The sequence below is a fragment of the Tardiphaga sp. 215_C5_N2_1 genome, assembly GCF_052076055.1.
GTDB lineage: Bacteria > Pseudomonadota > Alphaproteobacteria > Rhizobiales > Xanthobacteraceae > Tardiphaga > Tardiphaga robiniae.
The window spans coordinates 2,831,845-2,858,097 of record NZ_CP197240.1; the positions used below are offsets into that span (position 1 = coordinate 2,831,845).

The 26,253-nt window shown below is 60.6% G+C and carries 25 protein-coding genes; 13 read left to right on the forward strand and 12 right to left on the reverse strand.

The window, feature by feature from the left end; all coding sequences use genetic code 11:
* The first annotated feature begins 205 nt into the window (after positions 1 to 205).
* A complete protein-coding gene (locus AB7828_RS13515; RefSeq protein WP_441230402.1) occupies positions 206 to 2,299 on the forward strand; it encodes a methyl-accepting chemotaxis protein in 2,094 nt (697 codons plus the stop codon).
* Between the two features lie 24 nt (positions 2,300 to 2,323).
* Here the strand turns inward: AB7828_RS13515 and AB7828_RS13520 are convergent, their stop codons facing one another.
* Together AB7828_RS13520 and AB7828_RS13525 are read right to left on the reverse strand one after the other, a co-directional pair.
* Positions 2,324 to 2,956 carry a DUF2865 domain-containing protein gene (locus AB7828_RS13520; protein WP_441230403.1) on the reverse strand — a complete coding sequence of 211 codons (633 nt, stop codon included), beginning with the start codon at positions 2,954 to 2,956 and terminating at the stop codon, positions 2,324 to 2,326.
* A 39-nt stretch (positions 2,957 to 2,995) separates the two neighbouring features.
* Complete coding sequence (locus AB7828_RS13525) at positions 2,996 to 3,793, reverse strand: L,D-transpeptidase family protein (RefSeq protein ID WP_441230404.1); 798 nt, start codon at positions 3,791 to 3,793, stop codon at positions 2,996 to 2,998.
* A 235-nt stretch (positions 3,794 to 4,028) separates the two neighbouring features.
* Here AB7828_RS13525 and AB7828_RS13530 point away from each other — a divergent pair, with 235 nt between their 5' ends.
* The 3 genes from AB7828_RS13530 to AB7828_RS13540 all read left to right on the forward strand — a co-directional run bounded on the left by AB7828_RS13530 (position 4,029) and on the right by AB7828_RS13540 (position 6,158).
* A complete protein-coding gene (locus tag AB7828_RS13530) occupies positions 4,029 to 5,141 on the forward strand; it encodes an AI-2E family transporter (RefSeq protein ID WP_441230405.1) in 1,113 nt (370 codons plus the stop codon).
* Between the two features lie 75 nt (positions 5,142 to 5,216).
* Positions 5,217 to 5,588 carry a DUF883 family protein gene (locus AB7828_RS13535; RefSeq protein ID WP_175368300.1) on the forward strand — a complete coding sequence of 124 codons (372 nt, stop codon included), beginning with the start codon at positions 5,217 to 5,219 and terminating at the stop codon, positions 5,586 to 5,588.
* Between the two features lie 93 nt (positions 5,589 to 5,681).
* Positions 5,682 to 6,158, forward strand: a complete 477-nt coding sequence (locus AB7828_RS13540) for a hypothetical protein (protein WP_441230406.1) — start codon at positions 5,682 to 5,684, stop codon at positions 6,156 to 6,158.
* Between the two features lie 21 nt (positions 6,159 to 6,179).
* On the opposite strand, the gene AB7828_RS13545 is transcribed toward AB7828_RS13540, so the two are convergent.
* From AB7828_RS13545 to AB7828_RS13560, 4 genes are all read right to left on the reverse strand, one after another.
* Positions 6,180 to 6,587 carry a hypothetical protein gene (locus AB7828_RS13545; RefSeq protein ID WP_441230407.1) on the reverse strand — a complete coding sequence of 136 codons (408 nt, stop codon included), beginning with the start codon at positions 6,585 to 6,587 and terminating at the stop codon, positions 6,180 to 6,182.
* Between the two features lie 318 nt (positions 6,588 to 6,905).
* Positions 6,906 to 8,132: an ABC transporter substrate-binding protein gene (locus tag AB7828_RS13550; protein WP_441230408.1), complete on the reverse strand. Its 1,227-nt coding sequence runs from the start codon at positions 8,130 to 8,132 to the stop codon at positions 6,906 to 6,908.
* A gap of 62 nt (positions 8,133 to 8,194) precedes the next feature.
* Positions 8,195 to 8,524: an AtuA-related protein gene (locus AB7828_RS13555; protein WP_441230409.1), complete on the reverse strand. Its 330-nt coding sequence runs from the start codon at positions 8,522 to 8,524 to the stop codon at positions 8,195 to 8,197.
* A gap of 2 nt (positions 8,525 to 8,526) precedes the next feature.
* Positions 8,527 to 9,861: an acyclic terpene utilization AtuA family protein gene (locus AB7828_RS13560; RefSeq protein WP_441230410.1), complete on the reverse strand. Its 1,335-nt coding sequence runs from the start codon at positions 9,859 to 9,861 to the stop codon at positions 8,527 to 8,529.
* A 196-nt stretch (positions 9,862 to 10,057) separates the two neighbouring features.
* On the opposite strand from AB7828_RS13560, the gene AB7828_RS13565 reads away from it, so the two are divergent.
* Positions 10,058 to 10,969, forward strand: coding sequence for a LysR family transcriptional regulator (locus AB7828_RS13565; protein ID WP_441230411.1), 912 nt, complete (start codon positions 10,058 to 10,060; stop codon positions 10,967 to 10,969).
* A 9-nt stretch (positions 10,970 to 10,978) separates the two neighbouring features.
* On the opposite strand, the gene AB7828_RS13570 is transcribed toward AB7828_RS13565, so the two are convergent.
* The 5 genes from AB7828_RS13570 to AB7828_RS13590 form a co-directional block, all read right to left on the reverse strand.
* On the reverse strand, positions 10,979 to 11,959 hold the full coding sequence (locus AB7828_RS13570; RefSeq protein WP_441230412.1) for an ABC transporter substrate-binding protein: 981 nt from the start codon (positions 11,957 to 11,959) through the stop codon (positions 10,979 to 10,981).
* Positions 11,960 to 11,990: 31 nt separating this feature from the next.
* Positions 11,991 to 13,121 carry an ABC transporter permease gene (locus AB7828_RS13575; protein WP_441230413.1) on the reverse strand — a complete coding sequence of 377 codons (1,131 nt, stop codon included), beginning with the start codon at positions 13,119 to 13,121 and terminating at the stop codon, positions 11,991 to 11,993.
* Positions 13,118 to 14,020, reverse strand: a complete 903-nt coding sequence (locus AB7828_RS13580) for an ABC transporter permease (RefSeq protein WP_231081067.1) — start codon at positions 14,018 to 14,020, stop codon at positions 13,118 to 13,120. The genes AB7828_RS13575 and AB7828_RS13580 overlap by 4 nt, the downstream gene beginning before the upstream one ends.
* Before the next feature lie 13 nt (positions 14,021 to 14,033).
* A complete protein-coding gene (locus AB7828_RS13585) occupies positions 14,034 to 14,864 on the reverse strand; it encodes an ABC transporter ATP-binding protein (RefSeq protein WP_441230414.1) in 831 nt (276 codons plus the stop codon).
* Positions 14,865 to 15,165: 301 nt separating this feature from the next.
* Entirely contained in the window at positions 15,166 to 15,966 is an 801-nt protein-coding gene (locus AB7828_RS13590) for a response regulator (protein ID WP_068735059.1), read from the reverse strand.
* 237 nt (positions 15,967 to 16,203) lie between these two features.
* On the opposite strand from AB7828_RS13590, the gene AB7828_RS13595 reads away from it, so the two are divergent.
* From AB7828_RS13595 to AB7828_RS13630, 8 genes are all read left to right on the forward strand, one after another.
* Positions 16,204 to 16,401 (forward strand): NepR family anti-sigma factor, encoded by a 198-nt coding sequence (locus AB7828_RS13595; RefSeq protein WP_068735402.1) that lies wholly within the window; start codon positions 16,204 to 16,206, stop codon positions 16,399 to 16,401.
* The gene (locus tag AB7828_RS13600; protein WP_068735058.1) at positions 16,401 to 16,949 is read left to right on the forward strand and encodes a sigma-70 family RNA polymerase sigma factor; all 549 of its coding nucleotides are present in this window, start codon (positions 16,401 to 16,403) and stop codon (positions 16,947 to 16,949) included. Before AB7828_RS13595 ends, AB7828_RS13600 begins: the two co-directional genes overlap by 1 nt.
* A gap of 230 nt (positions 16,950 to 17,179) precedes the next feature.
* Positions 17,180 to 18,403, forward strand: a complete 1,224-nt coding sequence (locus AB7828_RS13605; RefSeq protein WP_120291771.1) for an ABC transporter substrate-binding protein — start codon at positions 17,180 to 17,182, stop codon at positions 18,401 to 18,403.
* A gap of 160 nt (positions 18,404 to 18,563) precedes the next feature.
* Complete coding sequence (locus tag AB7828_RS13610) at positions 18,564 to 19,799, forward strand: ABC transporter substrate-binding protein (protein WP_441230415.1); 1,236 nt, start codon at positions 18,564 to 18,566, stop codon at positions 19,797 to 19,799.
* A 156-nt stretch (positions 19,800 to 19,955) separates the two neighbouring features.
* Positions 19,956 to 21,191: an ABC transporter substrate-binding protein gene (locus tag AB7828_RS13615; protein ID WP_441230416.1), complete on the forward strand. Its 1,236-nt coding sequence runs from the start codon at positions 19,956 to 19,958 to the stop codon at positions 21,189 to 21,191.
* A 176-nt stretch (positions 21,192 to 21,367) separates the two neighbouring features.
* Complete coding sequence (locus AB7828_RS13620; protein ID WP_441230417.1) at positions 21,368 to 22,609, forward strand: ABC transporter substrate-binding protein; 1,242 nt, start codon at positions 21,368 to 21,370, stop codon at positions 22,607 to 22,609.
* Positions 22,610 to 22,791: 182 nt separating this feature from the next.
* A complete protein-coding gene (locus tag AB7828_RS13625; protein WP_441230418.1) occupies positions 22,792 to 24,033 on the forward strand; it encodes an ABC transporter substrate-binding protein in 1,242 nt (413 codons plus the stop codon).
* A 231-nt stretch (positions 24,034 to 24,264) separates the two neighbouring features.
* Positions 24,265 to 25,545, forward strand: a complete 1,281-nt coding sequence (locus AB7828_RS13630) for a glycerate kinase type-2 family protein (protein WP_441230419.1) — start codon at positions 24,265 to 24,267, stop codon at positions 25,543 to 25,545.
* Positions 25,546 to 25,697: 152 nt separating this feature from the next.
* On the opposite strand, the gene AB7828_RS13635 is transcribed toward AB7828_RS13630, so the two are convergent.
* Positions 25,698 to 26,204, reverse strand: coding sequence for a MarR family winged helix-turn-helix transcriptional regulator (locus AB7828_RS13635; RefSeq protein WP_441230420.1), 507 nt, complete (start codon positions 26,202 to 26,204; stop codon positions 25,698 to 25,700).
* Positions 26,205 to 26,253 lie beyond the last annotated feature (49 nt).

Genomic DNA, 26,253 nt, shown 5'->3' on the forward strand with positions numbered 1-26,253 from the left:
CAGGCCTCATCAGTCACGTCATCGAGCCCTGACAAGTATCAAAAGCCCCGGCATTGTCGGGGCTTTTTTTGTTGAAGCATCGCCGGGCACGACAATCTTCTACCTTAAGTGGCGACATTAGAAACGAATTTATCAGAACGAGCATGAGCGTGAATATTTACCAATTGCAGCCTTAAATACCGAAATATTTTTTGGGGGATTCATTGTGCTTCATCGATTGACCGTTTCCGCATTGCTCAAGTCCGTGATCGCCATCATGGCGGTCTGTGTCGTCACATTCCTCGTTCTCAGCGCGTGGGAATCATATGGGCGCCTCAACGTCGCGGGGCGCATGTCGACGATCGCCGAGGCATCCGGCCATGTGTTCAAGGCAATGCACAATCTGCGCACCGACCGGTCCACGACGTTCCGCACGTTGAACGCCGATGTCGTGATCCAGCCCGATACCGAGGCCTATCTGCGCCGTATCCGCGGCGCTGAAATGCCGGCAATGAAAGCAGCAGGAGCATTGCTGGTCACCGCCGACTTCCCCGGCAAGGCAACGCTGGTGCCCGAGTTTAACCGGTTGATGCAGGCCTTGATCGCGCTGCAGACAGAATCCTGGGACCAGATGAGCAAGCCGAAGGCCTCGCGCCGCGCCGGCCTTGCCAAGGAATTCCAGGACAATGTCGATTCCGTTCTGGCCATGCTCGAAAAAGTCTCGTCAGCCCTCACCGCCGCCGTAACCCACAACGATCCGGTGATCGATCAATTGCTGTCGGTCAAGCAGATGGCCTGGCTGATGCGCAACACATCGGGCGACGCCTCCGTCATTGTGTCGAACGCGCTCGCGGTCAACAAGATCTCGCCGGAGCTGCAGCGAAGCTATGTGAAGCTGACGGGCGGCATCGAAACTGGATGGAATGCGCTGGACATCGCATCGTCGGGAACTGAACTGCCGCAAGGTCTCATCACGGCCCTTGCCGCAGCGAAAGCATCCTATTTCGATCCTCAATACTTGGCACTGCGCGACCGCCTGATTCAGGCTGTCGCAACCGGCGAGAAGCCCGAAATGCCGGCGACGGCCTGGACACCGCTCACCGTCGACAAAATGAGCACAGCCGTGGTCGTAGCCGAACGCGCGCTGGACGAGGCCAAGAACCACAGCCTTGTGCAGTGGTCTGCTGCGCAACGCTCATTGATACTGCAACTGGTGCTACTGGGGGCCGCCATCATGCTCGTCGTTGGCGCCATAGTCACTATCACGCGCCGTGTCACCACGCCGCTGCTCACCATCCGCGACGCGATGCTGAAAGTGGCGGGCGGCGATCTCACCGTCGATGCCGGCTATGCCGATCGCCAGGATGAAATCGGCGGGCTGGCCGGTGCGCTGGAGACCTTCAAAAAGCAGGCGATGGAAAAAGCCGAGATCGAGGCGCAGGAACGCCATCGCAATGCCAATGCGAGCCAGCGCCAGCAGGCCGTCGAGCAGTATATCGGCATGTTCGAGATCCAGATGCGCGACACGCTGGGCGCCCTTGGCAGCGCCTCTGACCAAATGAATACGACATCTGACGGCATGGCCACTGTGTCCAGCCAGACCAATGCCCGCGTGCAAGATGCTGCGCGCGCCTCCGGCGAAGCCTCAGCGAATGTGCAGAACGTTGCCGCTGCGGCGGAGGAGCTGAGTGCCTCGATCAACGACATCAGCCGCCAGGCATCGCATGCAGCCGGCATCGCCAGCCGCGCCGTCAGCCAGGCACAGCAGACCGACAATACCGTTCAGGGCCTCGCCCAGACTGCGAACCGGATTGGCGAAGTGGTCGGGCTGATCAACGACATCGCCTCGCAGACCAACCTGCTGGCACTCAATGCCACCATCGAAGCGGCACGCGCCGGCGAGGCCGGACGTGGCTTTGCGGTCGTCGCGTCGGAAGTGAAGTCGCTGGCCAGCCAGACCGCCAAGGCGACCGAGGATATTTCCGAACAGATCGCGGATATCCAGAAGGTCGCCAATGAGGCCATCGAAGCCATCAAGTCGATCGGCGGCATTATCGGCGAAGTGAATGAAGTCGCCACCGCGATTGCGGCTGCAGTCGAAGAACAGGGCGCGGCGACGCAGGAAATCACCCGCAGCACCCAGCAGGCGGCCGATGGCACCCGCAACGTGTCGGACAATATCAGCGGAGTCAGTGCCGACGCCGACGCAGCCGGTGCAGCCGCTCAGGATGTGAAGGTGGCATCAGAGACCCTGGCGACGCAGACACGCCAGCTCGGTACTCAGGTAACGGACTTCCTCGGGAAGATCCGCGCGGCTTAAGCGCAATCGATCACGTGGCGCGGATTATTCCCGCGCCACCACCGGCATGCGCTCATACTTCGCCTGCACCGACTGCGACACCGGCGACATGTTCAGCGATGCACCGCGTTTGTCAGCGCCGCGGCCCGTGACCATCAATCCATCGACACCAGCGACGATGTCGCCTTTGCGCAAGGTCGGATCGTTCTCGAGCTTCACCGGCGCCAAACCGATCTGGTCTTTGCCATTGCAGGTGCAGCCGGCCACCAGTTCGGTGCGGTATTTGAATGCATTCGGCAGCTCGGAATAGGGTTTACCGCTCTCAGTCGCAGCTGTGTCGATACTGCTGCCGTAAACAACCTTGGTATCGCTCGCCGGACAGAAATTATTGCACGACGCCGCACGGCTCTGACTGTCGGTCGCTGATATCGGGAAGTAACGCCCATCGCACGTGCGCACACAAAAAGCCTGACGCCCGCCGCTTGCTGCGCGAGGGCGCAGCTCCTGCACCGGCGGACCTTCATTGACGAAAGGCAGCGAGATATCCGGGCCACGACCACGCGCCATCCCGCCGAACAATGCCGAGAAGAAATCCTGTGCCTGCGCTGGAGCGGCACCGAGCATGACAATCGCCGCAACCGCGCCGAGGGCCATCCGTTGTCCTGGAAATCGGGCCATGGGGCCTCCAACGCGGTATCAAAGCTGAATGATCGACTCTCAGTAGAGCGACGACGCGGAAAGGTTCATCGCCTGACGGCCCGGAGCCTGCTGCACGCCGGCAGGGCGAACCGAGATCGATGTGACGCTGCGCGGCGCCGGAGCCGTGCGCGCCTCATAGTGTGGGGCAACCGACTTCGGCAGCACCACAACCCTAGTCCCAACGCTGACGCGACTGAAAAGGTCCTGCACATCTTCATTGGTCAGGCGGATACAACCCGACGACACGAACTTGCCGATGGTTGACGGATCATTGGTGCCATGGATGCGATAAGCGCTGGAGCCGAGATACATCGCGCGGGCACCGAGCGGGTTGCCGGGGCCGCCAGCCATGAAGCGCGGCAGATAGGGCTGGCGCGCGATCATTTCCTGCGGCGGATGCCAATCCGGCCATTCCGCCTTGCGCGTGACAGTTTGCGTTCCGGACCAGGTGAATCCTTCGCGGCCAACACCGACGCCGTAGCGGATCGCGCGGTTGTTGCCGAGCACATAATAAAGCTGGGTATTGCCAGTATCGATGATCACTGTGCCCGGCGCTTCGCGGGTCATATAGTTGACTTCAGCGCGGCGCAGGCGCTCGGGGAGAGCGGCATCCATGTTCTCCCGCACCCGCGGCGCAGCCATCACATCCTCGTCCGGTGGAAACGCGCTTAACGCAGCTGGTCCATAGTTCATTACCTGCACCTGCGCCGATGCACTGGAGATGAACGGCGGAGCTACGATCAGAGCGGCTGCAACAACGAGCGCGTTTGTGAGACGCAGCGAAAGCTTGCGGTTTCCAGATGATGCCTGTGACATGTGACTGCCCCGTTTGGCGACGCGTCATCGTCGTGATGACCGCAACCAACCGCGCCGGAGCCTCACAGTTCCCTCCCTGCGGGCGTTCACCGAATGATTTGTCAACCAAGGAACCATCACGAAATCGCGACGGAACTTTTGCGGTATGGTCGTGTTGTAGAGCCCGATCGCATGTCGGCGATCTGACGCGCGAACGCGGTTTGCGCGAACAAGTGGCGGCATGTCGGGACAGCTCATGAGTGAAGTACGCGCTCTCCCCGAAAAGCAGCCTGCAGGCACGCCGGTGCCCGAGAGCAAAATTGAGCAGCCGCCGGTGTTCCGCCGTGCCGAGGTGGTTGCTTTCACGCTGGTATCGCTGCTGGTGATCACCGTGATTACGGTGCTCTATGTCGCCAAGGCATTCTTCCTGCCAATCGTGACAGCCTTCATCATTGGCACCATGTTGTCGCCTGCAGCCAGCTTTCTCGAAAAGCGTCGCATTCCGCGATCAGTCTCGGCAGTCCTGATCGTTATCTTGGTCTGCGCCGGGCTCGCCTTCATCGTGGGGCTTATTTCATCCCCGCTGATGGAATGGACGACGCGGCTCCCCGAACTAGGTTCGCTGCTTAAGAACAAGCTGCATGTCTTTGACCGACCGCTGGCGCTCTGGCACCAGATACAGAGCATGTTCAGCAGCGCCGAAACGCTTGCGACAACAAAGTTCGAATTGCCCAAGATCGACTGGGTGCAGCCAACCGTCGAATTCCTGTCGCCGACCTTCACCGAATTCCTACTGTTCTTCGCCACGTTGGTGCTGTTCATCGCAAGCTGGAAAGACCTGCGCCGCGCGCTGGTGATGAACTTCGCCGATCACGAGTGGCGGCTGCGGACGCTACGCATTCTCAATGCCATAGAGACCAGCCTTGGCGAATATCTGCTGATGGTCACCATGATCAATTTCGGAGTCGGCATTGCCACCGGCGTGATCTGCGCGGCCACCGGCATGCCCAACCCGGCCGGCCTCGGCGCGCTGGCAGCCACGCTCAACTTCTTCCCGATCATCGGCCCCGTCGCCATGTTCGTCATCCTGGTTGCGGTCGGCATCATTTCGTCGGAGACGATCGCCGCGGGCATGATCGCGCCGCTGCTGTTCGTCGGCCTCACCTTCATGGAAGGCCACTTCATCACGCCAACGATCATTGGACGCAAATTGCAACTCAACGCGCTGGCGGTGTTCATCGGGCTGGCGTTCTGGACCTGGCTTTGGGGCCCGATGGGCGGCTTCCTGGCGGCGCCGATCCTGATCGTCGGGCTGATCCTGAAAGAGCATTTGATGCCGATCAATTCGCCGCAGTTGCCGCCGGATTAATCCAGCTCTACTGATGGAACCTACGGTCTAACCGGGCGTTTCTGCATTGGATTTTCAGTATCAGGGGAGCTTCGCATGGCGGATATCGATGGCCTGGATGAACTCAAGAAACTGACCGACAAAGCAACCTATAGCCGCCTTCAGAAGGATCTCACCGCCGTGAAAAACGATGTTGCAGCCCTGACCGAACAGATCACCGACGCGCTTAATGCCTTTACCGGCCAAGCTACTAAACAAGCCCGCCGCGGCGTCAAGCAAGCCCGTGCCGACGCCGAAGACATGATGTCCGACATGCGGGAGCGCGGCAGCGCGGCCTACGATGCTGCGCATGACGCAGCCTATTCACTGGAGGAAACGCTGGAAGACAGCATCACCCAGCGCCCATTGGCTGCAGTCGGCCTGGCGCTCGGCCTCGGCGTGCTGATCGGGATGGCCTGGCGCCGCTGAGTCATATGCGCAGGATTGAAATGTGATGACTGGCGGTGCCCGAGGGTGCCGTCAGTTTTCTTTGTATTTCAGAGTTCGGGTTCGGGGGCTTCCATGCTGAAGGGTATCATCGACGATCTAAAGAACAGCACAGGCAATAGCTTGCGCATGACATCGCTCATGGCACTGGCGGGCTTTGCTGGTTTCGTGGCGCTGTGCTTCCTGTGTGTTGCGGCTTTCATCGCGGTGATGCAGCGCTACGGCGTCATTGAGGCCTGCCTCACCATCGCCGGCATCTTTTTGGTCATCGCGGCGATCTTCACACAGGTCTATGCGGCCAAGCAGAAGCAGGCTCGCGAGCGCGCAGCAGCCGCGGCGCGCGCAGCGGCCAGAGCTGCTGCGAATGCGCCGCTGATCGATCCGATGCTGGTGGCGACCGGCATCCAGATCGCGCGCACGCTCGGCCTCAAGAAGGTTATTCCGCTGCTAGCGCTGGCCGGCGTCGCACTCGGCTATATGGCCAATCGCAGCGCTGCGGCAGATGATGATACGAATGAAACTGGCGACCCCGATGAGGTCGCCGACGATTGATCTAAATTGTCAGCGTGAAGATCAGGTCACGCAGCGACCCGGCTGCAGCATCTTTGCCATCTCGCTGAGCACACTCACAGGCGGTTCGCAGCCTACCGCCGCACGCTGCGGTTTGGCATTCATGGGGAGAGGCCGGATATTGACGGCTTCATTCTTGGTTGGAGCCACCACGGGCGCGACGCCCATCCGCAGAAGGACGGACGTATCCGACAGGCCCTGAACGCGGAACGAGAGAGTCTGGCTCTGCTCGTTCTGTGTGGTAATTAGTGATGCCCGGTCGCCCTTGGCTGCCCGATTGACGCCGCTGGACGCAGCCGTGTCTGAATCGGTCAACGTGCCCCGCAGATCATTGCCGGAAGCATACTGGATGGCGCCGAACATGGTCGCTCCGGCGACCATTCCCAAGACCAAGCTGGATACCTTTGACATGTGAGCCTCGCCTGCCCTGCGCCGCGTCGTTGCGTGGCGCTCATGATAGGAACGTGCGTCAAGGCTCTAGGTTCAAGAACGGCGATCACTTAACCGTGTGTTAAATATTTGACGTCCGCGGGAACGCTTTTCACCTTCGCGCGTCTTCTTGGAAGCCGGTCGTCCCCTGCCCCAATTGACCGGCGACGCGGGGTGGAGCTGTGGTGATGCCAGCTGCACCCCGCATTCTTTTGAGGGATAGGTAAGGCTCTCTCACCCTTCGAAAGAATCGCGGGCAGAGGTATTTCCCTGCCCGCGACGCTCGGTTCATAGCTCGGCTTACTTCTTGCTCATCACCATCGGGCATGCACTCGCCGAGAGCGGCGAGAACGCGTCTTCGCCCTTCACCGTGGCAAGGATCCTGAACACGTCATAGCTATCGGTGACCTCGGAAGGCTTCTTGACCTCGGCGAGATACATGTCGTGGACCATCAGATTGTCCGGACGCAGCTTTCCGTTGCGCAGGAAGGCATCGTCAAAGGTACGCCCCTGCAGATCCTTGACCACGGCGGCAGGATCCTTGGTATTCGCGCCCCCCACCGACTTGATGTAGTTCAGCGTCGAGGAATAGACACCGGCCTGCATCATGCTCGGCGGCTTGCCCATTTTGGCAGCGTAGCGCTTGGAGAACGCACGCGTGCGGTCGTCCATGTTCCAGTAGAAGCCGGACGTCACCAGCAGGCCTTGCGCGCTCTTCAGGCCGACGCTGCGGATGTCATTCACGTCGATCAAGAGCGCAATCATCTTCTGATCACCGCCCATCAAACCGAACTCTTCTGCCTGCTTGATGGCGTTCTGTGTGTCGCTGCCGGCATTGGCGATGGCGATGACCTTGGCGCCCGACGACTTCGCCGTCAGAAGCTGCGAGGAGAAATCCGCTGTATTGATCGGATGCGGCGCACGGCCAAGCGCCTTGCCGCCGCCCTTCACGGCCACTTCCGTCACGTCACGCTCGAGCGCCTGGCCAAAGGCATAGTCCGCAACAACGAAGAACCATGTGTCGCCACCGCGCTGAAGCATCGCCTTGCCGGCGACATTGGCCAGCGCGTAAGTATTGTAGGTCCACTGAATGAAGTTCGGCGAACAGAACTTGCCGCTGAGATCCGCCGAACCGCCGGCCGACGTGATAAACATCTTGTTGCGGTCCTTGGCGAAGGTCTGCACGGCGATGCAAACAGACGACACCGGCACGTCCAGAATGACGTCGACACCTTCCTGATCATACCACTGGCGCGCAATATTCCCGCCGACATCGGGCTTGTTGAGATGGTCGGCCTGGATCAGCTCTATCGCCTTGCCGAGTACCTTGCCGCCGCATTCCTCGATCGCGAGCTGCGCTGCAGCTACCGAGCCCTGCCCGCCATTGTCAGCGAACAGACCCGTCATGTCGGACAGCACACCGAACTTCAGTGGAGTATCCGCGGCGGCACGAACGATCGCCGGAGAAAAAACTGCAGCGCTGACGCCGGTTGCACCGAGGCCAGCCAGGAATGTACGTCGCTTCATCAATAGTCCTCCCGTTTTTGGTTTTTTGGTATGAAAGTATCGTCGCCCTATTGTGACGAAGATCATGGTGAGCCGGACGACACTCTTTTGTCCGGCAGCTCGAATTCAAGCAGCGCAGAGCTCAATGATTTTCCATGCGTATCCAGCGCGAGCGATCGCACGACACCGCCACCGAGCGCACCCGTCAGCACGAAGTTCAGCGCGCCGAGCGTCGGCAATTCATAACGTGTGACGGTGCCCGTGACGGTCTTGCTGAAATGCTGCGCGACGTGATCTGCCGTCACGTGCTCGGCAAGAAAGCAGAAGTCCCCCATATCGAAAGCGATGACAGAAATGTTGGACGTGTCGCCCTTGTCGCCGCTGCGTGAATGCGCGATCTCACGGAGTTTCATGGTCAGGCCTCCATGAATGTGACTGATGACGTCACGACAGTTTCGGGCAGTAAAGCCGAAGCGACGCCGACGATTTCGCGCGCCGATTTCCAGGCCCCGCCGCCACCGGCAGGCCCGTTGGTGTAGAGCGTTTCGACCTCGTTGCCGATCTTCACGGCCTCTGCGAGCGAGTCGGTACGCCCGGCGACGCGGATGCGGACTTCATAGGGATCACGGCCTTCGGCCAGGGCGTCACCATGCAGCGCATTGACGCCGATCAGGTCGAACCGGCTCTCCGTCATCTTCACGCCGGTGAGCGTGAGGCGTTCGCGCACAATCTCAAGCGCCAGACGCCCCCGCGCCACGGCATTGGCACCAGCATAGGAGATCTCGCCCTCACCGATATAGCTGTCGAGATAGCCGACAGACGTCTTCAGCAGGCCCGTCTTCGGCGTGCCACTCCCGCCGGTGACATGGATGCGGTCCGGACCAACCTCCTCGACACGCACCTGCGAGAAATCGGCAACCACATCCGGCTGGTAATAGCGGGTCGGATCATGAATTTCGTAGAGCAGTTGTTCGGTCACCGTCGCTCGCGTGATCTGGCCGCCCGAGCCCGCGACCTTGGTGACGACGAGATCGCCATCCTCGCGCACCTCGCCGATCGGGAAACCAAGCCGCGCGAGGCCCTGCACATCCTTCACGCCGGGATCGGCGAAATAGCCGCCGGTGATCTGGCCAGCACATTCCAGGAGATGGCCGACCATGGTGCCTTTGCCAAGCAGGTCCCAGTCATCCATCGCCCAGCCGAATTCATGCACCAGCGGCCCGAGAAACAGCGCCGGATCGGCCGCACGGCCGGTGATGACGACATCGGCGCCGCCGGCAAGCGCCTCGGCGATGGGCGCGGCCCCCGTATAGGCATTAGCAGAGATCACGCGGTTGCCGAGCGCTTTCACGGAGCCACCTTCGTCCAGCGCGACATCGGACGCGCGCGCCTGTTCCAGCACATCGTCGCCCGTTACTGCCGCAACCTTAAGACCGGGCAGACCGAGCGCCCTGGCGATGTCACGCGTCGCCTGCGCCGCCGCGACGGGATTCGCCGCGCCCATATTGGTGACGATCTTGACGCCATTCTTTCGACAGATCGGGAGCACCGCCTTCATGCGGTCGGCAAGCAACGGGTCGAAACCGCCTTGCGGATCTTTCAGGCGGTCCTGCTGGGCCAGCGCGATGGTGCGTTCGGCAAGGCACTCGAAGACGAGATAATCGAGGTTGCCGCTTTCGGCGAGTTCGATCGCCGGTTCGATCCGGTCCCCCGAATAGCCGGCACCGGATCCGATCCTGATGGTACGCACGAGCAGTCTCCTGGATCAGACTTGCCTGCAGTCACATCGCGAAAACCGCGACCGCTGCATGTCTATCTCCCGATCTCTTTTGACGGACATGTCACGGGCCTGAGCAGGATCTCGCGCATGTCGCTTTCGGGCATTGAAGCCAGAAGCTTCACTCTATTCAATTGAATTAATTCTATCCCATTGATAGAAATTCTCTATGGATGTGAATCTCCGGCAGATCCGGTCTTTCGTCGTCGTCGCCCAAGCCGGCAGCTTCACCCGCGCCGCGGAGTTGCTGCATTTGGCGCAGCCGACGCTGACGGTTCAGATCAGGCGCCTCGAAGAAACCCTCGAGGTGAAACTGTTCGATCGCAACACCCGCTCCGTCGAACTGACGCGGGTCGGCCGCGAACTGCTGCCGGTGTTTCAGCGCATGATCCGCGATCTCGACGCCGTCGTCGTGGATACTCGCGATATCGCGGCCAAGCGCCGGGGCATCGTCCGGATCGCGGCGCTTCCCTCAGTCGCCGCGGGTGCCCTGCCCGAGGCCATCAAGTCGTTTCGCGAGTTGCAGCCCGGCACATCTTTCGTCCTGAAGGACGTGATCGCCAACCGCGTCCTTGACCTCGTCCGCTCAGAAGAGGTCGATCTCGGCATCATGGGCGGCAGCGTCACCGGCCACGACGTGGACGCGTTGCTCGAAGTGCGCGACCGCATGCATGTGGTGTTTCCGGCGAAGCACCCGATCGGCGGCATCCGCAAGGTCACCATCGACGATCTGATGAAATATCCGCTGGTGCTGATGGATCCCGCGACCAGCGTCCGCGCGGTCGTCGACAGCGCCTTCCTGACCGCGGGACACATCGCGCAGCCGACCTGCGAAGCGACCTATATGATGACGGCCATCGCCATGGTCCGCGCCGGCCTGGGCATCACCATCCTGCCGGGCTCCGCACGCGAGATCGGCGCCGAGCCGGACCTGCGCTCGCGGCAGATCGACGTCGCGGATTTCTCGCGGGCCATCACCATCATCAAGAAGGCCGGCCGCACGCTGCCGCCGATCAGTGAAGCCTTTGGCGATCACCTCGCCAAGTCAATCGGCGCGCAGCCGTTATTCGCGCGCCGCTGATACCCGCGATTACTTCATCGCGTCATAGACTGCGAAGCTGTAGGCACCTTCCGGCTTCTTGGTAATCACGGGATCCGAACCGCCAGACATCAGCGTCGCAACCGTGCGATCATAGTCCTTGACGTCGAGCTTGCCATTGGCATCGCCGAGCAACTTGCTGACCTCGGTCATCATGCGCTTCTGGTCTTTGGCAGTCTTGGCGCCCGTGGAGTCGCCAGCCAGGATGATCTTCACGGCTTCGTCCGGATTAGCCTTGGCATAGTCCCAGCCCTTCATCGACGCCTTCACGAACTTCGCCATCTTGGCGACGAAGGCGGGATCCTTGAGGTTCTTGTCGAGCACCCAGAGACCGTCCTCCAGCGTGGCGACGCCCTCGTCCTCATACTTGAACACGGTGAGCTGGCTCGGCTTGTAGCCGCCGTCGATCACCTGCCAGTATTCGTTATAGGCCATGGTCGAGACGCAATCGGCCTGCTTCTGCAGCAGCGGATCGACATTGAAGCCCTGCTTGATGATCTTGACACCCGCCGGCGAGCCATCGGTCTTGTAGCCCAGCTTCGACATCCAGGAGAGGAACGGATATTCGTTGCCGCCGTACCAGACGCCGGTAACCTTGCCCTTCAGATCGGTCGGCTTCTTGATGCCGGTCTCGGCGCGGCAGGTGAGTTCGAGCCCGGACTTCTTGAAGGTCTGCGAAATATTCACCAGCGGCACGCCCTTCTCGCGCGAGGCTAGCGCCGACGGCATCCAGTCCACCACCACATCGGCACCGCCGCCCGCGATCACTTGCGGTGGGGCGACATCGGGACCGCCCGGCTTGATCGACACGTCGAGCCCGGCGTCCTTGTAGAAGCCCTTCTCCTTGGCGACGAAGTAGCCGGCGAACTGGGCCTGCGCGACCCATTTGAGCTGGATGGTGACCTTGTCCGCCGCTTGTGCGGAGCCGAGCGAGAGAGCCATCGCTGCGCCGAACGCCATGATCTTCTTCATGCTCAACTCCAGAATGGGCGAACCTGCCGAACTAGGTCCGCATGGATGGATGCCAAAACGTCGTCACGCGCTCGGCGAGCGCAACAAGTCCATAAAATGCCATTCCCGCGATCGCGGCGAGCGCGATCTCCGCCCACACCATATCGAGCGCCATGCGCCCGGCTTCGGTGGAAATTCGAAAGCCGATGCCTTGCGTCGGCGTGCCGAAGAATTCCGCGACGATGGCACCGATCAGGGCCAGTGTGGCATTGATCTTCAGTGCATTGAAGATGAAAGGTAGAGCAGCGGGAAGATACAACTTGATGAGAGTCTGGGCATAGCTCGCGCCGTAGGAGCGCATCAGGTCACGCTCGATATCGCCGGCAGCTTGCAGACCGGCCAACGCATTCACCAGCATCGGGAAGAATGTCACCAGCGCCACGACCGCGGCCTTCGACGGCCAGTCGAAGCCGAACCACATGACCATGATCGGTGCGACGCCAACCAGCGGCAGTGCCGAGAAGAAGTTACCCAAGGGTAGCAGCCCGCGGCCGAGAAATTCAAAGCGATGCGCGAGGATCGCCACTAGAAGCCCGGCGCCACAGCCGATGGCATAGCCGATCAGCACACCACGGATGAAGGTCTGCACGAAATCCGCGCCCAATATCGGCAGCGACGCCATGAATTTCGTAGCGGCAGCGCTCGGCGACGGCAGCAGCACCGGCGGCACGCCCGCCCCGCGCACCACAACTTCCCAGAGATAGAACACGGCCGCACCGAACAGCAGCGGGATGGCCAGATCGATAGCCTTGCGGAATACACTGCTGCGCGGCCTCAGCCCGGCCAGCGCACCAACGCAGATCCACGACGCCAGCCAGACGCCGATCACCACCATCCAGAAGCCTGATGCCGCATCGCCGGCGATCAAGGGATCGCGGAGCAGCATCAGTGTCATATCCGCAGTGATGCCTGCGCCGACAAGCCCGATCACGATGGCAGGCAGGCCACGGAAGCCGGCAGCGAAAGCGAACACAAGCACAATGACGCCGGTCAGCAGAAACGTCAGTGGGCGCGCCATCAGCGCGGCGACAGGCACACCCGAGAGCGGCAATGGCAGCATCAGTGTGATCAGCACGCACACCGCCGACATGATGAAGCCCAGGCGGATCTGGCGACGATTCATGCACGCGCCCCCATCCGCTGCGCCACCTTGCGTTCAGCATAGCTGACGATGGCGATCAAACCAGAAGCCAAAACGGCTGCGGCAACCAGCGCCGACCAGATCTGGATGGTCTGGCCGTAGTACGAGCCGGCCAGCAAGCGCGCGCCGATGCCGGCCTCGGCACCGGTCGGCAGTTCAGCGACGATGGCGCCGATCAGCGAGATGGTGATGGCGACCTTGAGGCTGGCAAAGAGATACGGCACGGCCGATGGCCAGCGCAGTTTCGACAGCACCTGTCTAGATGTCGCCGACCATGTGCGCATCAGGTCCATCTGCATCGGATCGGGCGAGGTAAAGCCTTTCACCATGCCGATGGTGATGGGAAAGAAGCTCAGATAGGCCGAGATGATCGATTTCGGCAGCAGGCCCTGTAGGCCGACGGCACCGAGCACCACAATGAAGATCGGCGCCAGCGCCAATATGGGCACCATCTGCGAGCAGATGATCCACGGCATCAGGCTACGCTCCAGCACGCGGCTGTGCACTATGGCGAGCGCCAGCACGATGCCGAGCAGCGCGCCCAGCGCGAAGCCGAGCAGCGTCGCCGACAGCGTCACCATGGAATGATAGACGAGGCTACGCGGCGCCGTCGGCGCATAGCCGAACACGCCGTCGATGAAAGCACCGACCACCTGATGCGGCGCCGGCAGCAGCGGCCGTTCCGCGCTCATGGTGCCTTCCAGCAATTCCATCGTCGTATAAGGCGCTTCCTCGCGCTCGAAGCCGCCGCGCACAAGCGACAGGTTCATCAGCACGGCGCCGATGTACCAGACGACGATCAGCACCGCGACAATGGTCACCACCGGCGCGCTACCCTTGACCAGCGGATGCGTGCGCCATGCCGCACGCGCGACCGGCATCGTATCCACCGTGCTACTCGTCATAGGAATGTCCGGCGCGCAGCCCGGTGCGCACGCGCTGCGCGATCGCCATGAATTCCGGCGTCTCGCGAATTTCCAGCGTGCGGTCGCGCCGGAAATTGCAGTCGATGATATCAGTGATACGGCCCGGCCGCGGCGACATCACCACGATCTTGGTGGAAAGAAACACCGCTTCGGGAATCGAATGCGTCACGAACAACACGGTCTTGCGGGTCTTGGCCCAGAGCTGCAGGAGCTGTTCGTTGAGATGATCGCGCACGATCTCATCCAGTGCTCCGAACGGCTCGTCCATCAGCAGCAATTCGGGATCGAACGACAGCGCCCGTGCGATGGAAACCCGCTGCTGCATGCCGCCGGAGAGCTGCCAGGGAAATTTCCGCGCGAAGCCGGTGAGATTGACGAGGTCGAGGTAGCGCGCGGCGCGCTGCTTTTGTTCGGTCGGCGAAAAGCCCATCAGCTCCAGCGGCAGCTTGAGATTGGCCTCGATGCTGCGCCAGGGAAACAGCGCCGGCGCCTGAAATACATAACCGTAATTGCGCCCGAGCCGCGCCTGCTCCGCGCTCATGCCATTGACAGTGACGCTCCCAGAGCTTGGCTGCTGCAGATCCGCGATCACACGCAGCAGCGTGGTCTTGCCGCAGCCGGAGGGACCGATGAAGGAGACGAACTCCCCGCCACTGATTTGCAGATCGACATTGGATAGCGCTTCGACCTTGCCGTCGGCCGTATCGAAAGTGAGCGACACCTTGCTGACATCGACCGCAACGGGGCGTGTCACTGTGGATTGATAGATATGAGGTTCAGCGTCGGCAGTTGAGTTCATGCGCACCGGTTCGACCAGAAGGGTCACGCAGCCCCGCCAGCCCGTCAAAGCCTATGAGCCCTGCGGGACGTGGCAATTTGCCGCTTATCGAGGGATGATATCGGCATTGATCGCTGCATCAACACAATACTGTCAGCCCCCTCCTTCTGCCCGCTGATAGTTTGCGCAAGCGAAGAGGACTTATTGAGCAGGTATCATCCGGCGCGCTCTGGATGGCTTCTGGCCAAACGAAAGCGGCCGGGCACATGGCCTAGCCGCTTCGATGTCAATCAATGACGCCCGAAGTTAGGGCACCTTGAAATCAGGATGCCTTGGCTGTCTTGTTCTTTGAGTTGCGCTGGAAGAACAGCGCCTGGCTGGCGACGGCCGAGACCATCGCGGGCTGGAACGGCTTCGAGATCAGGAAGGCCGGCTCCGGACGTTCGCCAGTCAGGAAACGCTCCGGATAGGCGGTGATGAAGACTACCGGCACTTCGAAGATACGCAGCAACTCGTTCACCGCATCGAGACCCGAGCTGCCATCGGCGAGCTGGATATCGGCGAGGATCAGGCCGGGCTTCTTGTTCTTTGCGAGCGCAACCGCATCTGCATGAGTGCGTGCAACGCCGATGACGTTATGACCGAGATTCTTCACGAGGCTTTCGAGATCCATCGCGATGAAGGTCTCGTCCTCGATGATGAGAACGTCGGTGGCGATTTCGGCGGCCATTTCTCGGCCGGCCGTATCGGCCAGTGTACGCACTTCCGCCACATCAGCATCGAGTACGAAGGCGACTTCCTCTTCCGAGAAGCCTTCGAGCGACAGCAACAGGAAGGCCTGTCGTGGCAGCGGGGTGATGTTGGAAATGCGCTTCTCGGACGCGGCCTGCAGCGGCGCGACGTCCGGATTGTCGTTCAAGGCGACAGAGTTCCAAATCTGGGTGAACAGGCGAAACAAGCCGGCACGGGCTCCGTGTTGCTCGTCGAGCAACGACTGGTCCTGCAGCAACGCTTCCAGCATGGCGCCTACATAGGCATCGCCTGAGGCCTGGTTACCTGTGAGGGCGCGGGCATAGCGCCGCAACAGCGGCAAGTGTTCAGCTACGAGCTGTGATCGGGACATCCCCACTCCATCCTGTCTGGTCAAAGACGACTCTACGTCAAAGTCGAAGGGGTATTCGGATACAATCCGGCTCCCTCGTTGTGCTTGTTTACGCCCCAGCCAGACAAAAGTTCCATCGGGTCGGAACTTTCGGCCACGCTCCGCATTAGATCGCCGACAGACGCCGCAAAGGCTTCAAAAATCAAGAAAATTTCTCAAATTCCAGGGACATGTCTTCTGGGGAATGTGGAACGGGTCATGAAAGATGTGAAGCCAAAGGGCGGATTAAACGCCGAAATCCAGTCACGGATCGGGCATCAGTTGCGCGCTATGTACGACGATGTCGTGCGACAGGGCGTGCCGGACCGATTTGCGGAGCTGATCCGCAAGCTGGACGGGGCTGAGGCTCAAGCCCAGATCGCTGGCGATCCCGGCAAAAATGAAGGAGGGGAATAATGCCTCTCACAGACTCACTCCGCGACGACATTCTGGCGTCGGTGCCTAGCCTGCGCGCCTTCGCGATCTCGCTCTCCGGCAACGGTGACCGGGCCGATGACCTCGTTCAGGAAACGCTGTTGCGCGCTCTCGCCAATATCGACTCCTTCCAGGTCGGCTCGAATCTCCCTGCGTGGTTGTTCACCATTCTGCGCAACCTGTTCCGGTCGGACTATCGCAAGCGGCGACGGGAAGTTGAGGATGCGGACGGTAGCTATGCCAAGACTCTGAAGACCCAGCCGGCACAAAACGCCCATCTGGAATTTGAGGAGTTTCGCGCGGCGCTTGAGAAGCTTCCGCAGGATCAGCGCGAAGCGCTTATTCTCGTCGGCGCATCGGGCTTCTCCTATGAGGACGCGGCCACGATCTGCGGCTGCGCCGTCGGCACCATCAAGAGCCGCGTCAACCGCGCGCGTTCGAAGCTCAGCGCTCTTCTCTACGTGGATGGCGCGGAAGACTTCGGCCCGGACGATACCGTCCGCGCAGTGATCGGCGGATCGGGCGGTTAGTTCGATCCGCAATTGAGGCAAGACAAGCGGTCACTTCGGTGGCCGCTTTTTTTGTGCGAGTTGGTATGAGTGTATCAGCAGCGCACCGACTTCTTCCGCAATCGGGGCGAAGGAACCGCCACCATCTTTCCGCCACACAGAAAGTGCCCCTCGCGCTCACATCGCCGGGGATTTTTGTTGATGCACATGCCATTAACGCCTCGCGACTGCTGTACGAGGACCAACCCGGGATGCCTGCCTTTCGACCACGAACAATCTCGCTTGCCGCCGCACTGAGCATCGCCTGCGCCGGCCATGCCCTCGCGCAGAAGCGATACGATCCCGGCGCATCCGACACCGAGATCAAGATCGGCAACATCATGCCCTATAGCGGGCCGGCTTCGGCCTATGGCATCGCGGGCATCATCGAGGCCGCTTATTTCCGGATGATCAACGATCAGGGCGGCATCAACGGCCGCAAGATCAATTTCATCAGCTATGACGATGCCTACAATCCGGCCAAGGCCGTCGAGCAGGCCCGCAAGCTGGTGGAATCGGACGAGGTGCTCGTGGTGTTTAACCCACTCGGCACACCGTCCAATGCGGCGATCCAAAAATATCTCAACATCAAGAAAGTGCCGCAACTGTTCGTCGCCGCCGGCGCAACCTATTTCGGCAATCACAAGGCTTTCCCGTGGACGATGGCGTGGCAGCCGCCCTATGAGAGCGAGGGCCGCATCTATGCGAAATATCTGCTGAACGAAAAGCCCGACGCGAAGATCGCGGTGCTCTATCAGAACGACGACCTCGGCAAGGACGTGCTGAAGGGCCTGAAAGATGGTCTCGGCGACAAAGCTGGGGGCATGTTGATCGCCGCCGAAAGCTATGAGGTCACCGAGCCGACCATCGATAGCCACATCATCAATCTGAAAGCCTCTGGCGCCGATACCTTCATCAGCGTCACGACACCGAAGTCGGCGGTCCAGAGTATCCGCAAGGTCTCCGAACTCGGCTGGAAGCCGCTCTACATCCAGGGCTATGCCAGCGCATCGATCAGCTCCGTGCTGAAGCCGGCCGGACAGGACATCGCCCAAGGCATCCTGTCGGCCTATTACGCCAAGGACGGCTCCGACCCGCAATGGGACAATGACCCCGGCATGCAACGTTTCTACGCCTTCCTCGCAAAATACGCGCCGGACGCCCGCCGCAACGACATCTCCGTGGTCTATGGCTACGGCGCAGCTCAGACCATGGTTCAGGTGCTGAAGCAGGCAGGCGACGATCTCACCCGCGCCAATGTGATGAAGCAGGCCGCCACCCTGAAGGACTTCGCGCCGGACACGATGCTGCCGGGTGTCAAGCTCAACACGTCCGCGACTGATTTCTACCCGATCGAACAGTTGCAGATGATGCGCTTCAAGGGCGACAAATGGGAGTTATTTGGCCCTGTGATCTCGGGCGAGATCAGCCGCTGAATTATACCGGGGGACGGCATATCCGTTGCCCAATAAAGCAGCCCTTCGCGGTGTCATCGCGAGGGGCTTTTTGTTGCCGCATACACGCGAACGGTGTTCAATCCGGCCGGAGCCGCAAAGGCCCGCAAAACAACACGAATAAAAATCAGGGAGTTCTGAAATGCCTTCGATCCGTTCGCGCGCACTGACTTTGTCGGTTGCCGCGGCCCTCAGCGTCGCAGCCAGCGGCAGCGCGCTGGCCCAGAAGAAATACGACACCGGCGCCACTGACACCGAAATCACGATCGGCAACATTATGCCGTATAGCGGCCCTGCCTCGTCCTACGGACTGATCGGCAAGACTGAAACCGCCTATTTCAAAATGGTCAACGACCAGGGCGGCATCAACGGCCGCAAGATCAATTTCATAAGCTACGATGACGCCTATTCGCCGCCGAAGGCGGTCGAGCAGGCCCGCAAGCTGGTCGAGAGCGACGAGGCACTGTTCATCTTCAATTCGCTCGGCACGCCGTCGAATACCGCGTTCCAGAAATATATGAATGCCAAGAAGGTGCCGCAACTCTTTGTCGCCACCGGCGCCAGCAAGTGGAACGATCCGAAGCACTTCCCGTGGACGATGGGCTGGCAGCCGAGCTACGCGGTCGAGGCACAAATCTACGCAAAATATCTGATGAAGGAGAAGCCGGACGCCAAGGTCGCGGTGATTTATCAGAACGACGATTTCGGCAAGGACTACCAGAAGGCGTTCAAGGAAGCGCTGGGTGCCAAGGCTGCCACGATGCTGGTCACGGAAGAGAGCTATGAGATCTCCGAGCCGACCATCGATTCCCACATCGTGAAGGTGAAGTCGCTCAATCCCGATGTTGTCGTCCATTTCGTAACGCCGAAATTCGCGGCCCAAGGCATCAAGAAGATCGGTGAACTCGGCTGGAAGCCGCTGCAGCTCGTGACCAATGTCAGCGTCTCTGTTGGAGCAGTGATGCAGCCGGCAGGCTTTGCCAATGCAGAGGGCGTCCTGTCCGCCGACTACCGCAAGGACGGCGCGGATTCGCAATGGAAAGATGATGCGGGCATGAAGAAATGGTCGGCCTTCATCGACAAATACATGCCGGGCGCCGATCGCACCGACAACAGCCTCGTCTACGGTTATGGCGCCGCGCAGACGCTGGTGAAGGTGCTGGAGATGTGCGGTGACAACCTGACCCGCGAGAATGTCATGAAGCAGGCGGCAAGCCTGAAGGACTTCGCGCCAGACACGCTGCTGCCGGGCATCACCATCTCCACCTCGGCCACCGACTATGCGCCGATCGCGCAGTTGCGGATGATGCGCTTCAAGGGCGACAAGTGGGAGCTGTTCGGCGAGGTGATCAATGCCGACACGACTGCGCCGGACTAGTACCGCAGCACTTTGCACTGCACCACTAAAACAACGGAGCCCCTGCGATTTGGTCGCAGGGGCTTATTCTTGTGACCGGCGCATCAGGGGTATTCAATGCGGACAGGAGTCGCAGAACTCCACCAAAGACCTGGGAAGAAATGATCACGGAGATCCATGATGCTCGCACGATCCATGCGCCTTGCAGCACTGCCTGCTGCTATGGCGCTTCTGGCCGCCAGTGTGTCCGGCGCGCTCGCGCAAAAGAAATACGACACCGGCGCCACCGATACTGAAATCAAGATCGGCAACATCATCCCTTATAGCGGCCCCGCATCTGCCTATGGAACGATCGGCAAGACCGAGACCGCCTATTTCAACATGATCAACGCACAGGGTGGCATCAACGGACGCAAGATCAACTTCATCAGTTACGATGACGCCTATTCGCCACCGAAAGCCGTGGAGCAGGTGCGAAGGCTGGTCGAATCGGACGAGGTGCTGGTGGTGTTCAATCCACTGGGTACGCCCTCGAATACCGCGATCCAGAAATATCTGAACGGCAAGAAAGTGCCGCAGCTCTTCGTTGCCACCGGCGCCACCAAATGGAACGATCCGAAGAACTTCCCCTGGACGATCGGCTGGCAGCCCTCCTATCAGAGCGAAGCGCAGATCTATGCGAAGTATCTTCTGAAGGAGAAGCCGAACGCGAAAATCGGCGTGCTTTACCAGAACGACGATTTCGGCAAGGACTATCTGAAGGGCTTCAAGGACGGCCTCGGCGACAAGGCAGCATCGATGATCGCCATCGAGGACAGCTACGAGATCGCCGAACCGACCATTGACACCCATGTGGTGAAGCTGAAAGCTGCGAACCCCGACGTGCTGATGATCTTCACGACGCCAAAATTCGCGGCACAGACTATCAAGAAAACCGCCGAGCTTGGCTGGAAGCCGCTACAGATTCTCGCCAATGTCAGCGTCTCCGTGGGAGCGGTGATGCAGCCCGCCGGCTTCGACAATGCGCAAGGCGTGCTGTCGGCCTCCTACACCAAGGACGGCACCGACTCCCAGTGGAGGGACGATCCGGGCATGAAGAAGTGGAACGCGTTCCTCGACAAATACATGCCGGACGCCAACAAGGCGGATTCGAGCACGGTCTATGGCTATGGTGCTGCGCAGACGCTGGTCAAGGTGCTGCAGATGTGCGGCGACGACCTGACTCGGGCGAATGTCATGAAACAAGCCGCCAGCCTGAAGGACTTTACCCCCGACACGCTGCTGCCGGGCATCACCATCAATACCTCGCCCACCGATTTCGCGCCTATCTCGCAATTGCAGATGCAGCGCTTCAAGGGCGACAAGTGGGAGCGCTTCGGCGAGATCTTCAGCGCCGACGTCGCGACGCAATAGCTCAGTTGCGGCAGCAGTTCTGCTGCATCAGCGAACACGAATTATACCGCCCCCGCGACATCGTCGCGGGGGCTTTTTCTTGCTGCGAAATGCAGGCGGGTGTTGAATGCTCTCAGGAGCCACAGAGCTCCTTGTCAAGAAACGTGACACATCACAATTGATCAGGGAGATCAGAAATGCCCGCAACTCGTCTGCGCCTAGCCGCGTTTTCAGCCGCCTATTTGGTTGGCTGGGCTTTGCTCGCCGCGTCCGCCACCGGGGCGCTCGCCCAGAAAAAATATGACACCGGCGCCTCAGATACCGAAATCAAGATCGGCAACATCATGCCCTATAGCGGACCCGCCTCCGCCTATGGCGTGATCGGCAAGACCGAGGAAGCCTACTTCAAGAAGATCAATGCTGCTGGCGGCATCAACGGCCGCAAGATCAACTTCATCAGTTATGACGATGCCTATTCGCCGCCAAAAACCGTCGAGCAGGCGCGCAAGCTGGTGGAATCGGACGAAGTTCTGCTGGTGTTCAACTCGCTCGGCACACCGCCGAACTCGGCGATCCAGAAATACATGAACAGCAAGAAGGTACCGCAACTGTTCGTGGCCACCGGCGCCACGAAGTGGAACGACCCGAAGGACTTCCCCTGGACCATGGGCTGGCAGCCCAACTACCAGAGCGAGACGCAGATCTATGCGAAATATCTTCTGAAGGAAAAGCCCGGCGCGAAGATTGCCGTCCTTTACCAGAACGATGACTATGGCAAGGACTATCTCAAAGGTCTGAAGGACGGCCTTGGCGCAAAGGCCGCCTCGATGATCGTAGTGGAGGAGAGCTACGAGACCTCCGAGCCGACCATCGACAATCACATCGTCAAGCTGAAGTCGTTAAACGCCGACGTATTCGTCAACATCACGACGCCGAAATTTGCGGCGCAGGCTATCAAGAAGGCCGCCGAGATCGGCTGGAAACCGATGCACTTCCTCAACAACGTGTCCAACTCGATCGGCAGCGTGATGAAGCCGGCCGGCTTCGAAAACTCGCAGGACATTATTTCCGCAGCGTATCTGAAGGACGTCGCGGATACCCAGTGGAACAACGACCCCGGCATGAAGGAATTTCTCGCCTTCCTCGACAAAGATTTTCCGGAAGGCAACAAGCTCGATGGATTGATCGTCACCGGTTACGGGGTCGCCCAGACGCTGGTTGAGGTTCTCAAGAAGTGCGGTGACAACCTGACCCGCGAAAACGTCATGAAGCAGGCGGCCAGCCTAAAGGACTTCCGAACCGAGGTGCTGCTGCCCGGCATCAAGATCAACACATCTTCGACCGACTTTGCGCCGATCAGCCAGCTTCAGCTGATGCGTTTCAAAGGCGATAAATGGGAGCTGTTCGGCGAGGTCATTAGCGCTGATGTAGGCGGCTGATCGCCCTCATTCCACATAACGGAAAATACGTGAGGCCCGCGTCAAAAACGGCGCGGGCCTTATTGCGTTTTTGGTCGCTTTCCATTTGAGCCATTGTGCAATCGCGGTATGACTATCTCGCAGGCGCAAAAGAGCCTGCAGAACAAGAAAATCTCGCCTTGCAAGCAAGGGAAGGAACTCAAATGTCTGCCACGTCCGCGCGGCTGTTGTCGCTCTCGGCCGCCACCGTGTTGCTCGTCGTTTCCTCGACCCACGTCCTCGCCCAGAAGAAATATGACACCGGCGCCAGCGACACCGAAATCAAGCTCGGCAATATCGTGCCCTATAGCGGCCCCGCTTCGGCCTATGGTGCGGTGGGCAAGGCGCAGGCAGGCTATTTCAAGATGATCAACGATCAGGGCGGCATCAACGGCCGTAAGATCAACTACATCAGCTATGACGATGCCTATTCGCCGCCGAAGGCTGTTGAGCAGACCCGCAAACTGGTCGAGTCCGACGAAGTGCTCTTGATGTTCTCGGCGCTCGGCACGCCGTCCAATACGGCGATCCAGAAATATCTCAACGCCAAGAAGGTGCCGCAGCTGTTCCTCGCCACCGGCGCAACCAAATGGGCCGACCCGAAGAACTTCCCCTGGACCATGGGCTGGCTGCCCAGCTACCAGAGCGAAGGCCGCATCTACGCCAAGTACCTGCTGAAGGAAAAGGCCGGCGCCAAGATCGGCGTGCTCTATCAGAATGACGACTTCGGCAAGGACTATCTGAAGGGCGTCAGGGACGGCCTCGGCGACAAGGCCTCGTCCATCGTCATCGAGGAGAGCTATGAGCTCACCGAGCCGACCGTGGATTCCCACATCGTCAAGATGAAGTCGCTCAATCCCGATGTGGTCATCATCTTCGCCACGCCGAAATTCGCCGCGCAGACGATCAAGAAGATTGCCGAACTCGGCTGGAAGCCGACCATGATCGTTCCGGGCGTCAGCGTCTCGATCGGTCAGGTGCTGCGTCCGGCGGGTTTCGAGAACGCACAGGGCTTGCTCTCCGCGCATTACTCCAAGGACGCCACCGACCCGCAGTGGAAGGACGACCCGGGCATCAAGGCCTATCGCGAATTCCTCGCCAAATACGTGCCGGACGGCAACCCGTCGGATTCGTCGCTGATGTCCGGCTACAACATCGCCGAGACCATGGCGATCCTGCTCAAGCAGTGTGGCGACGATCTCACCCGCGCCAATGTGATGAAGCAGGCGGCGAACCTCAAGGATGTCCAGCAGTCGACGCTCCTGCCGGGCGTTAAGGTCAACACCTCGCCCACCGACTTCTCGCCCATTGAGCAGATGCAGCTGATGCGGTTCGAGGGCGAAAACTGGAAACTGTTCGGCGACGTGCTGACCGGTGAACTCGGCGAAAGCGGCAAGGGCGGTTAGCTCTTACTTCCCCTCTCCCCCAGCGCAGCGAAGCTGCGCGCCGCGGGAGAGGGTGCCTGAGCGAAGCGAAGGCGGGAGAGGGCTCCTTGCTTCTTAAGCGAAGCCCCCCCTCTCCCGTCTCGAACCGCTCCGCGGTTCGATCCACCCTCTCCCACCAGTCGCGACTGCGCCGCGTCCGGGGGCGAGGGGAAGCGCTTGCCGTCCCTGCCGTAGAGCGGCATAACCCCGAGCATGACCGACAAACGCCCCCTGCTCCGCGCAATTTTCGATGCCGCAGTTGCTGCGGCCCATCCCGATGTCATCCTCAGCGCCCACCTGCCGGCGCCGCCGAAGGGCCGCATCATCTGCCTCGCCGCCGGCAAGGGCGCCGCGGCCATGGCCGCTGCCGCAGAGGCGCATTATCTCGACACGCTGAAGCTCGATCCCGTGCGCCTCACCGGCATCGCCACCACGCGCCATGGCCATGGGGTGCCGACACGGCGCATCCGTGTGGTCGAGGCCGGCCATCCCGTGCCCGATGAAGCAGGCCTCAAGGGTGCCGATGACAGCCTCAAGCTCGCAGCGGAAGCCACCGCGGACGACCTCCTGCTGGTCTTGATCTCCGGCGGCGGCTCGGCCAACTGGACCGCGCCGGTGGCGGGCATCACCTTCCAGCAGAAGCAGCAGCTCAACCGCGCGCTACTGCGCTCCGGTGCGGTAATCGGCGAGATCAACACCGTGCGCAAGCATCTCTCCCGCATCAAGGGCGGCCGCCTCGCCCGCGCCGGGCAGAAGGCCGAGATCGTGTCGCTGGCGATTTCCGACGTGCCGCATGACGATCCCGCCGTGATCGCATCGGGACCGACGGTGCCGGATACAACAACACTGGCCGATGCCCGTGCCATCATCGCGAAATTCAATCTCGCCATCGATGACGCGGTACGGGCGGCGCTCAGCGATGAGGCCAATGAAAGCGTGAAGCCGGATGACGCGGCGTTCGCGCGCGCACGGTTTGAGCTGATCGCACGTCCGCGCGAGTCACTCGATGCCGCAATCAAGGTGGCCAGTGATGCCGGCTATGAGATCATCGATCTCGGTGCCGATCTCGAAGGCGAAGCGCGCGAGATTGCCGCTGACCATGCGAAGCTGGCGCTTAAGGCCAAGGCAGACGGCAAAAAGCTCGCGATCCTCTCCGGCGGCGAACTCACTGTGACCGTCACGGGCAACGGCCGCGGCGGCCCGAACCAGGAATACGCGCTGGCGCTCGCGGATGCTTTCAAGGATACCACCGGCATCGTCGCGCTCGCCGGTGACACCGACGGCGCCGATGGCGGCGCCGGCAGCGCCAGCGATCCCGCCGGCGCGGTCATCGATGCACGTACGTTCGAGGCAATGCGCGCGCAGAAGCTCGATGCGAAAGCAACGCTGGCGAATAACGACGCGACGACGTTCTTCACCGCGACAGGCGATCTGCTGCAGACCGGGCCGACGCTGACCAATGTGAATGATGTCAGGGTGATTTTGGTGGACTAACCACACACTGTCATTCCAGGCGCGGGCACCACTTGGCGCTCGCGAACCTCAGCCACTCAACTTGGAGTAGCGAGGAATCCAGGAGTGATGAACATGTCGAGATTCCGGGCTCGCACTCTCGGCTACGCCGAGATCGCACCCCGGAATGACAATTAGAACTCCCGAGCAATCTTCGCCATCATGCCCAGCAGCGCCTTGTGCTCGGCCGGCCCCAGCACATCGATCAGCCGCGCTTCATGCCGGGTCGCCACCAGCTTCTTGGCACGGGCCAGCGTGGCACGCCCCTTGTCGGTGAGCATCAGCACATGGGAGCGGCGGTCGCTCGGCGAGCGCATCCGCGTCAGCAAGTCGCGGCTCTCCAGAGCGTCAAGCAGCGAAACGAAATTCGGACGGAGAATGCCGAGCGTATTGGCGATTTCGGTCTGGTTGCGGCCCGGGTTCTTGTCCAGCAGCAGCAGCACTGAGAACTGCGCCGGCGTCAGCTGCAGCGGCGCCATGCAGCGCAGGAAGTCTTCAAACACCTTCAACTGCGCACGTTTCAGCGAATAGCCTAGCAGTTCGGACAGTTCGCCGAGCTGCAGCGCACCGCCCTCCTCGTCGAACCCGACGGGCGCGACCTGCTTGGCTTGATCCTGAGACGTCATCTTTGAAACAGTCATCGCTCGCTTTCCGCGATACCCGGCGGCTTGAATGAAACACCCGGTCGAC

Excerpts from the sequence above, each read along its gene's own strand:
- AB7828_RS13520 (WP_441230403.1), bottom strand. The coding sequence starts at position 2,956 with ATGGCCCGATTTCCAGGACAACGGATGGCCCTCGGCGCGGTTGCGGCG.
- AB7828_RS13525 (WP_441230404.1), bottom strand. The coding sequence starts at position 3,793 with ATGTCACAGGCATCATCTGGAAACCGCAAGCTTTCGCTGCGTCTCACA.
- AB7828_RS13530 (WP_441230405.1), top strand. The coding sequence starts at position 4,029 with ATGAGTGAAGTACGCGCTCTCCCCGAAAAGCAGCCTGCAGGCACGCCG.
- AB7828_RS13535 (WP_175368300.1), top strand. The coding sequence starts at position 5,217 with ATGGCGGATATCGATGGCCTGGATGAACTCAAGAAACTGACCGACAAA.
- AB7828_RS13540 (WP_441230406.1), top strand. The coding sequence starts at position 5,682 with ATGCTGAAGGGTATCATCGACGATCTAAAGAACAGCACAGGCAATAGC.
- AB7828_RS13545 (WP_441230407.1), bottom strand. The coding sequence starts at position 6,587 with ATGTCAAAGGTATCCAGCTTGGTCTTGGGAATGGTCGCCGGAGCGACC.
- AB7828_RS13550 (WP_441230408.1), bottom strand. The coding sequence starts at position 8,132 with ATGAAGCGACGTACATTCCTGGCTGGCCTCGGTGCAACCGGCGTCAGC.
- AB7828_RS13555 (WP_441230409.1), bottom strand. The coding sequence starts at position 8,524 with ATGAAACTCCGTGAGATCGCGCATTCACGCAGCGGCGACAAGGGCGAC.
- AB7828_RS13565 (WP_441230411.1), top strand. The coding sequence starts at position 10,058 with ATGGATGTGAATCTCCGGCAGATCCGGTCTTTCGTCGTCGTCGCCCAA.
- AB7828_RS13570 (WP_441230412.1), bottom strand. The coding sequence starts at position 11,959 with ATGAAGAAGATCATGGCGTTCGGCGCAGCGATGGCTCTCTCGCTCGGC.
- AB7828_RS13575 (WP_441230413.1), bottom strand. The coding sequence starts at position 13,121 with ATGAATCGTCGCCAGATCCGCCTGGGCTTCATCATGTCGGCGGTGTGC.
- AB7828_RS13580 (WP_231081067.1), bottom strand. The coding sequence starts at position 14,020 with ATGCCGGTCGCGCGTGCGGCATGGCGCACGCATCCGCTGGTCAAGGGT.
- AB7828_RS13585 (WP_441230414.1), bottom strand. The coding sequence starts at position 14,864 with ATGAACTCAACTGCCGACGCTGAACCTCATATCTATCAATCCACAGTG.
- AB7828_RS13590 (WP_068735059.1), bottom strand. The coding sequence starts at position 15,966 with ATGTCCCGATCACAGCTCGTAGCTGAACACTTGCCGCTGTTGCGGCGC.
- AB7828_RS13595 (WP_068735402.1), top strand. The coding sequence starts at position 16,204 with ATGAAAGATGTGAAGCCAAAGGGCGGATTAAACGCCGAAATCCAGTCA.
- AB7828_RS13600 (WP_068735058.1), top strand. The coding sequence starts at position 16,401 with ATGCCTCTCACAGACTCACTCCGCGACGACATTCTGGCGTCGGTGCCT.
- AB7828_RS13605 (WP_120291771.1), top strand. The coding sequence starts at position 17,180 with ATGCCTGCCTTTCGACCACGAACAATCTCGCTTGCCGCCGCACTGAGC.
- AB7828_RS13610 (WP_441230415.1), top strand. The coding sequence starts at position 18,564 with ATGCCTTCGATCCGTTCGCGCGCACTGACTTTGTCGGTTGCCGCGGCC.
- AB7828_RS13615 (WP_441230416.1), top strand. The coding sequence starts at position 19,956 with ATGATGCTCGCACGATCCATGCGCCTTGCAGCACTGCCTGCTGCTATG.
- AB7828_RS13620 (WP_441230417.1), top strand. The coding sequence starts at position 21,368 with ATGCCCGCAACTCGTCTGCGCCTAGCCGCGTTTTCAGCCGCCTATTTG.
- AB7828_RS13625 (WP_441230418.1), top strand. The coding sequence starts at position 22,792 with ATGTCTGCCACGTCCGCGCGGCTGTTGTCGCTCTCGGCCGCCACCGTG.
- AB7828_RS13630 (WP_441230419.1), top strand. The coding sequence starts at position 24,265 with ATGACCGACAAACGCCCCCTGCTCCGCGCAATTTTCGATGCCGCAGTT.
- AB7828_RS13635 (WP_441230420.1), bottom strand. The coding sequence starts at position 26,204 with ATGACTGTTTCAAAGATGACGTCTCAGGATCAAGCCAAGCAGGTCGCG.